Origin of the sequence: Thermoleptolyngbya sp. M55_K2018_002 (genome assembly GCF_015295965.1) — a bacterium.
In the GTDB taxonomy this organism is placed as follows: domain Bacteria; phylum Cyanobacteriota; class Cyanobacteriia; order Elainellales; family Elainellaceae; genus Thermoleptolyngbya; species Thermoleptolyngbya sichuanensis.
Map to the genome: position 1 here is coordinate 1 of NZ_DVEA01000094.1, position 7306 is coordinate 7306.

Below are 7306 nucleotides of genomic sequence, written 5' to 3' on the forward strand. Positions count from 1 at the left end.
CCCTGATGGGCTGTGACCTCAGCCGCGCCGACCTGCGGGCCAATTTTCTCGGCGCAAACCTGATGCAGAGCAACCTCAGCGAAGCCGACCTGCGCGGCAGCAACCTGCGCGGCGCAAACCTGATGCAGGCAAACCTCACCCGCGCCGTGTTCACGGGCGCATTCCTCAGCGGCGCAAACCTGATGGGCGTGAACCTGAGCGGGGTCGATCTGCGCGGGGCAGACCTGCGCGGCGCAAACCTCAGCAACGCCAATTTGCAACACGCCAATCTGCGGCAGGCGAACCTGCAAGGCGCGGTGCTAACCGAGGCAAACCTGGAATCTGCCGACCTCCAGGATGCGAACCTGGCTGGAGCCAACGCGGTCGGCGCAAACCTACTCTGCGCTGAACTAGAAGGCGCGAACCTGGACGGGGCAAATCTGTCGGGGGCCTGCGTGCGGGGGACGAGGCTGGATGGGAAGAACGAAGAGGGGAGAGGGAAGAACGAAGAACGAAGAACGAAGAACGAAGAGGGGAGAGGGAAGAACGAAGAGGGGAGCGTGACAAATGGTTCTCCATCCTTCTCGTGAAACGAAGCTGCGGGGGTTGATGCAAAAGCTGGGGCTGTCTGCAATGGCTCCGGTGGACTTGGAGTTGCTGGATCAGGCGCTGACCCATGCGACGGCTTCGGCTAGCAAGAACTATGAGCGCCTAGAGTTTGTGGGCGATGCGGTGGTGAAGTTGGCGGCGGCGGAACTGCTGTATGAGCTATATCCCAAGCAGCCGGAGGGAGAACTGTCGGCGTTTCGGGGCATCATGGTGAGCGATCGCACGTTGGCTACCATCGCTGATCAGTACAACCTGGAGCGCTACTTGCTGATGGGAGCCGCTGCCTATGCAAATCCGGTGGGCAGAGAAACCCGTCTGGCAGACGCGCTAGAGGCAATGGTGGCGGCGTTTTACCTCAGCACCCAGGATCTCAGTCTGATTCGCCCGTGGCTGGATGGCCACTTTCGGGCGATCGCCGCTGACATTGCCCAAGACCCCACCCGCCAAAATCACAAAGGCGCACTGCAAGAAATTACCCAAAGTCGCTATCGCGCCCTGCCAGAATATCGCGTGACCGAAGTAGGGCAAGACTACGGCGATCCGGAGCGCTTTGTCGCAGAGGTTTGGATTCAAGATCAGTGTGTGGGAATCGGGAAGGGCCAGTCTAAAAAAGCAGCGGAGCAGGCGGCGGCACAACAGGCCTATCTCAAGCTAAGCCAACAGCCTCCGCTTTAGCTGGATGAGACCCATCGCATTCAGCCAGAGGCATAACCCTTCTGCCTGCACTCAATAGGTGCTTGAAACTTGCGCCGCAGGTTTCGAGAATTTTGATTTGGAGGAAGTGGTATGAATCCGATTCGCCAGGGTGATGTGATTTTGACCCCTGTGGAGTCCAGCGAGTTGGCACAGCGGCAACCCGCCCTGTTAGACCGAGCGCAAAGACTGAACTATTTGACGCTGGCAGAAGGAGAGGTGACTGGACATCGACACCGCATTGCGGACGGCGAGGCGGAGCTATACGAACGCCACGGCACGTTGTATCTCAGTGTCCGGTCGGAGTCTGCCCGATTAGTTCACGAAGAACACAAGCCGATTGATATTCCAAGGGGCCTTTGGCAGGTTCGGATTCAGCGCGAGTATGTGGGAACGGAACAGCAGCAGGTCGTTTTTCGTTCCGTGGAAGATTAGCCGAGCGAAATCACTTCAGGTATGACCAATCTGCTTGCTCCGCTTACGCCTGAACAGCGATCGCGCTTGCAAGCTTGCCGCCAAAAGTGGGTTGACCTGGCCCATACAACGCAACCCGTCGATGCTCAGCAGGTGACAGAGCGCGTGCTGGAGTTTTATGCGGCGTTTGGGCAGCCAGTCCCTAATGTTGTGGTGTGTCCGGGGGTGATCAGCGCGATGACCGATGCGCTGACCTATCGCCCGCTGGGCCAGCGATTGCAAAAAATGCGCTCTAACTGGGAAGAGTGGGTATCAACAATAGGGGTGGCAATCGTCGTCGGCACAATCTGGGGCGGCGGGGCGGTGGTGTTTATCAGGTGTCTGCTGACTGCTGCGGTGTCTGAACTTGAAGGAAAAGCAGTGGATGATTCTCTCAGGCTGCTGACCCGCATTACCCTATGGGGAACGCTGCCTGCTGGAATTGCCGCAATGTTTTTGTTGGGCGTTTTGTGTTCGTCTGTGAGCGCTCTGGTAACCACAGTCTGCGATCGCCATTTTCTGAAATGTACCGAGCGCTCCGTCTATCAGTCGGGGTTCCGCAGCCCCAGGGCGCAAGCCGACCCCAAATGGCGGCAAGTGGCTGATTGGGTTGGCACGGACTGGCGATCGCCCCTGCACAGGATTAACTTCTGGCAAGTCTGGATACTGTGGGAATTTCAGAGGCTCCACTGGCAGCTTCCGGAGTCAATGTTGCGAGCCGTCTGGCAGATCTGCATTAATAGCGATCGCCCCCAGGATGAACTTTATAGCTCGCACTTCGCCAGAGACTTTTTGAATCGTCGTGAGTTTGAGGCCTGGCAGGCGCAGGCTCGACGAGCTGATCAACGCCTGTGGACGGAGGCTCAAGGGCGATTTGTGCTATCCAACGGCTCATGGCGTAACGCTCAGTTGCTAGCACGATTCTCTCTGGAAATTAGCCTACTGGCTCCTTATTTCACGATGCTGGATTTTTGCGAGGCGGAACTGGGCTATCAGCCTGACCCAGTGCGCTGGAGGGCGCTGCGCCACCTGATGGAATCCACAGGCTATGTCATCGCAGGGGGACGAACCTGTTGGGTGGGCGATCGCCCCATCTGCCTCAAGTGCGATCGCCAGGGACGCTTCCACGCAGATGGACAGCCCGCGCTGGACTTTGCTGATGGCGCACGCCTCTATGCCCACCACGGGGTCTTCCTGCCACCCCTCTACGGACAAACCCCCATCGCTAACTGGCAGCCCCGCTGGCTGCTACAGGAAACCAACGCGACCCTGCGCCAGATTTTGATTCGGGGCATGGGCTACGAACGCATCGCCCGCACCCTCCAGTCTCGCAGCGTCGATTGCTGGCGCGAGTATGTGCTTTGTGCCATCCCGACCCATCCAGACGTAGAGCCATTTCTGCTGCTCCAGATGACCTGCCCCAGCACCCAGAAAATTCACGTCCTTCGAGTGCTGCCGACCCTGCGAACCGCCCGCGAAGCCGCCCGCTGGGTCAACTGGGATATCGACCCAACCGACTTTGCCATTGAAACCTGAGCCACCGATCGCAAAATGGCGATCGCAGTGTAAAAAACATCCAAAATTTCACTGAATCATCTCCCAAAATTTACGGAAGTTTTTCACGGAATCCCCTGGCAAATGCCTGAATGGATCAGTGGAGTTCTGTAGATGTGCAGGTGCAATCATGCCTTATCGAAAATCCTCGATCGGGTTTCTGGAACGGGTTTCGGGTCAGGTTTCGGGTCAGGTTTTCGGGCAAGTTTTGGGACGAGGTTTCGGGCAAATTTTCGGGCTGCGGCGGCGCTTCGTGTCGAGCCTGCTGATCGGGTTTTGGGTGGTGCTGGTGATGGGGGCAGTGGCGCAGGAGTCGGAGGCGCAGACCAGCGTCACGCGCGGCACCATTACAGAAGTGCTGGACGGCAATCAGGTGTTTATTCAAAATCGGCAGGCGCGGGTCAACGATGTGGCCAATCGAGGGCAGCAGGTGCGGACGGGTCGGGCCCGTGCCCAGGTGAATTTCAATACGGGAGCCGTGGCGCGGCTGTCCAATAACTCGGTGCTGACGGTGGGGCAATGTGCCCAGCTCCAGCGCGGTGTGCTGCTGGTGAATGGCGCGGTAAATGGCTGTACGTCGTCTGTGACAGCGGGAGTGCGCGGCACGACCTACATTCTGGAGGTAGACGACGACGGGCGAGAGGAAATCAAGGTGCTGGAAGGTGAGGTCGTGGTGATGAAGAACGAGGCTGGCTCTATAGAACCCAGTTCCCTAATAGAGCGGCTAGAACGGCGATCGCGCTTTGGGCGAGGTACTAAACAGCTTTCGCTGCCTCGCAGACCCAGCCTGGGGATTCCGTCCACCCGGCCCAGCCCTAGCCCCTTGCCCAGTTCGTTGCCCAGTCCGTCGCCCAGCCCGATTACAGAGTCAGCCGATCCAGAGAATACGGTTGTGCTGTCGGCGGGGCAAAAGGTCGCCACGCGGCGCGGTTCGCCCCTGGGGCCCGTCGAAGACATCACGCTAGAAGAAATTAACGCCATTCTGTCGGGCAGCCTGTTCAACGGCTATTTGCAATCGCTGCCGGGGTACGCTGCAATTCAGAGTACGCTTCAGCGGATCTATCCGGGGCTGTCGCTGCCGGGAGTGCCAGGGCTGCCTGTGCCGGGGCTGCGGATACCGTTTTTCTAGGGCTGGTTTTCTAGGTCTGGGTTGCAACGAGTGCTTTGAGTTCGTGCAGGGTGCGGATGTGATGAGTCGCAAGATTGGTGGGGCCACGCCGGGACGGAGGATTTGCACCGTGGGGATGCCAAGGCGATCGCCCGCGGCCAGTTCCGAGTCAGGATTGTCCCCTACCACCAGCGCCTCAGCAGGGCAGAACTGATGGGCGTTTAGGATGGCTTGAAAAATGTCCTGCTTGCTAGTGCGGTTGGGGTCATCAACTGCATCGATGTAGATCCCGGTAAACCACTGCTCGAAAGGCTGCTCCATGCTCAGCGCCTTAATCTTGCTGTCCTGAAGCTGGCGAAAGCCCGACGTAACTAGAAACAGCATCGGCAGCGGGTCACCCCGCAGTTCTGCTAGGACGTGCAGATCGCCGTAGCCCCGCATCGGCGTGCTGACGCGAGTTTGCGAAATTACAGCCTGCCCCGCCGCCAGCATCTCGTCTGAGAAGTCGTGTTTCTTGGCCACAAAGTCGAGCGCATGATACCAGCAGTCGCCCAGCGCGGCTCCCAGAACGTCGTCGGGCAAGGTTCCCTGATTGGCTTGCCGAATTGCGTCAAATACAGGCTCTAGGAGTTCGGCTCCGGGGTCATCAGCCGCACTGAGGCAGTTATCCAGGTCAAAAATGATGGCTTTGATCATGCGGATGATTCTGCTGGGTGTCCTTCGTTGGGCAAATGGCGATCGCACGGCACGAGGCCGCTCTCATTCTACGGTTAAGGGTGATTCACCATGTTTTTCAAACCACTGCGCCGCGTTCGACCCTCGCCCGCGCTGCGTTCCGAAACATCCCCGGCAGACCAAGCACCCCTAGCGCGATCGCCCTGGCAGGTGTTGGGCTATGGGCTAATTGGCCTGTGGGCGGTGACGGGGGCGATCGCCACGGGCGTTGACCTGGGCACGGTGCAGTGGATGGAGCGACAGGCGCAGGTATTGTTCTTTCGGCTGCGGGGCCAGCTAGAGCCACCTGCCAATATCATAATTCTGGCGATCGATCAGGAATCGCTAGCGCGGGGAGCAGACGTGCAGGCAGACCCCGACCGCTATCCCGAACTGGCCCCGATTGAGATTTGGCCCTGGCAGCGGGCAGCCTATGCCCAAGTGATTGATCGGCTACTAGACAACGGAGCGCGGGCGGTGGCGGTCGATCTGGTGCTGACCGATCCCAGCTTCTATGGGACTGAGGACGATCGCCAGCTTGCGGCGGCGCTCCGGCGGCATCCGGGGCGGGCGGTGCTGGCGGCAAACTATGAGGTGTTTGGCACGCCCGACGGCGGCGAACAGAGCCAAATCCTCATGCCCAATCCCGACTTTGGCGCGGCGATGACGCAAATTGGGCTGATTAACTTTTTGCGCGATGCCGACAAGCGGGTGTACCAGTTGTCTGACAATCTGATTGCCGAAGTGCTGCAACCCCAGGGCCTGGGCGAGGGGCTGGATTCCTTTGCGGTGGCAACGCTGCGGGCGGCCCAGCTTGAAATTCCGGCAGTGACCACGGGCGACATTTTCTACTACGGGCCGCCGACGACGTTTCGGCGGGTTCCCTTCTGGCATATCCTCGACCCCACAAACTGGGCCGTTCACCAGCGCCAGGGGACGTTTCGAGATGCAATCGTGCTGATTGGGCCGCTGTCCAACGATGTCGGCAATGACTTTATTCCCACGCCCTTTTCGGAAACGATGCCGGGGGTGGAAATTCACGCCAATGCCATCGCCACGCTGATGCAAGACCGCGTGATTCAGAACGCCTTGCCGACGGCGCAGGGGCGGGGTTGGTTTGTGCTGGCGCTGGTGGGGGGCGGCGGGTTGGCGCTGATGGCGCTGATTCGGCAGCCAGTAATGCAAATGAGTCTGGCGGTGGGGGCGATCGCCCTCTGGGGCACGATCGGCTACCTCAGCTTCACCGCAGGTCAGCAGATTTGGCCCGTAGCCGTGCCCTGTTTGTGCCTCTTTCTCAGCGGCGCAACCTGCCTCACCACGGGCACGATCCATACCCAGCTTGAGCGTCGTCGCCTGCGAACCACCCTAGAGCGCTACGTCGCCGCGCCCATCGTGCAGGAAATTTTGACACACCATTCCAGCGATTTTCAATCCCTCCTGAAAGGGCGGCGGGTGCAGGCGGCGGTGATGTTTTGCGACATTCGCAGCTTCACCACGCTCTCGTTGGAGCTAGAGCCAGAAGCACTGCTTGAGCAGCTTAACGAATACCTGAATGCAATGGTGGAGGCAATCCTGGCAGCAGGTGGCACGATTGACAAGTTCATCGGCGACGCGATTATGGCAGAGTTTGGCTCGCCCATTTCCCACGGTGCAGAAACCGATGCGCTGAACGCGATTCGGGCGGCGCTGGCGATGCGGCGATCGCTCTCCGCTCTGCAAGCCGAGTGGCAGCGGGCAGGCAAGCCGATCCTGTTCAACGGCGTGGGGATCAACTTTGGCGAGGCGATCGCCGGAGACATCGGCTCCATCCGCCGCCGCGAATTTGCCCTGATTGGCGATGCCGTGAACATTGCCAGCCGCGTCGAAGCCCTCACCCGCAACTTCTGGACCGACATCCTGATCACCGACTCCCTCTACGCCCTGGTGCAAGATCAGGTGGAAGTCGTCCCCATCGGCGCACAGGAACTCAAAGGGCGCAAAGACGAGAAAGTAATGCTCTACAGCTTAGTGGGCTTCAAAGGCGACGACCCAACGCTGTATCACACCGTCCACGAACGGCTGCGGGCGTTCAAAGGATTCGAGGAGATGCGGAGTTAGGGGGGGAAGGGATGATGAGATGATGGAACGAAAACCAAAAAACGAAAAACGAAAAACGAAAAACGAAAAACGAAAAACGAAAAACGAAAAACGAAAAAC

The 7306-nt window shown here is 59.1% G+C and carries 6 protein-coding genes; 5 read left to right on the top strand and 1 reads right to left on the bottom strand.

The window, feature by feature from the left end:
- The 4 genes from IGS51_RS04720 to IGS51_RS04735 form a co-directional block, all read left to right on the top strand.
- Positions 1-569 (top strand): pentapeptide repeat-containing protein (locus IGS51_RS04720; RefSeq protein WP_297076571.1); only part of this gene is annotated, 569 nt, incomplete at its 5' end.
- Positions 547-1263 carry a ribonuclease III gene (gene rnc / locus IGS51_RS04725; protein WP_297076573.1) on the top strand — a complete coding sequence of 239 codons (717 nt, stop codon included), beginning with the start codon at positions 547-549 and terminating at the stop codon, positions 1261-1263. The genes IGS51_RS04720 and rnc, both read left to right, overlap by 23 nt.
- A gap of 111 nt (positions 1264-1374) precedes the next feature.
- Complete coding sequence (locus IGS51_RS04730) at positions 1375-1716, top strand: hypothetical protein (RefSeq protein ID WP_297076575.1); 342 nt, start codon at positions 1375-1377, stop codon at positions 1714-1716.
- 21 nt (positions 1717-1737) lie between these two features.
- Positions 1738-3270 (top strand): DUF6745 domain-containing protein, encoded by a 1533-nt coding sequence (locus IGS51_RS04735; RefSeq protein WP_297076578.1) that lies wholly within the window; start codon positions 1738-1740, stop codon positions 3268-3270.
- Between the two features lie 979 nt (positions 3271-4249).
- Here the strand turns inward: IGS51_RS04735 and IGS51_RS04745 are convergent.
- Positions 4250-5092 (bottom strand): HAD family hydrolase, encoded by an 843-nt coding sequence (locus IGS51_RS04745; RefSeq protein ID WP_297076579.1) that lies wholly within the window; start codon positions 5090-5092, stop codon positions 4250-4252.
- Between the two features lie 90 nt (positions 5093-5182).
- Between IGS51_RS04745 and IGS51_RS04750 the strand changes: the two genes are divergently transcribed.
- Complete coding sequence (locus tag IGS51_RS04750; protein ID WP_297076580.1) at positions 5183-7207, top strand: CHASE2 domain-containing protein; 2025 nt, start codon at positions 5183-5185, stop codon at positions 7205-7207.
- The last annotated feature ends 99 nt before the right edge of the window (positions 7208-7306 follow it).

Excerpts from the sequence above, each read along its gene's own strand:
- rnc (WP_297076573.1), top strand. The coding sequence starts at position 547 with ATGGTTCTCCATCCTTCTCGTGAAACGAAGCTGCGGGGGTTGATGCAA.
- IGS51_RS04730 (WP_297076575.1), top strand. The coding sequence starts at position 1,375 with ATGAATCCGATTCGCCAGGGTGATGTGATTTTGACCCCTGTGGAGTCC.
- IGS51_RS04745 (WP_297076579.1), bottom strand. The coding sequence starts at position 5,092 with ATGATCAAAGCCATCATTTTTGACCTGGATAACTGCCTCAGTGCGGCT.
- IGS51_RS04750 (WP_297076580.1), top strand. The coding sequence starts at position 5,183 with ATGTTTTTCAAACCACTGCGCCGCGTTCGACCCTCGCCCGCGCTGCGT.
- IGS51_RS04735 (WP_297076578.1), top strand. The coding sequence starts at position 1,738 with ATGACCAATCTGCTTGCTCCGCTTACGCCTGAACAGCGATCGCGCTTG.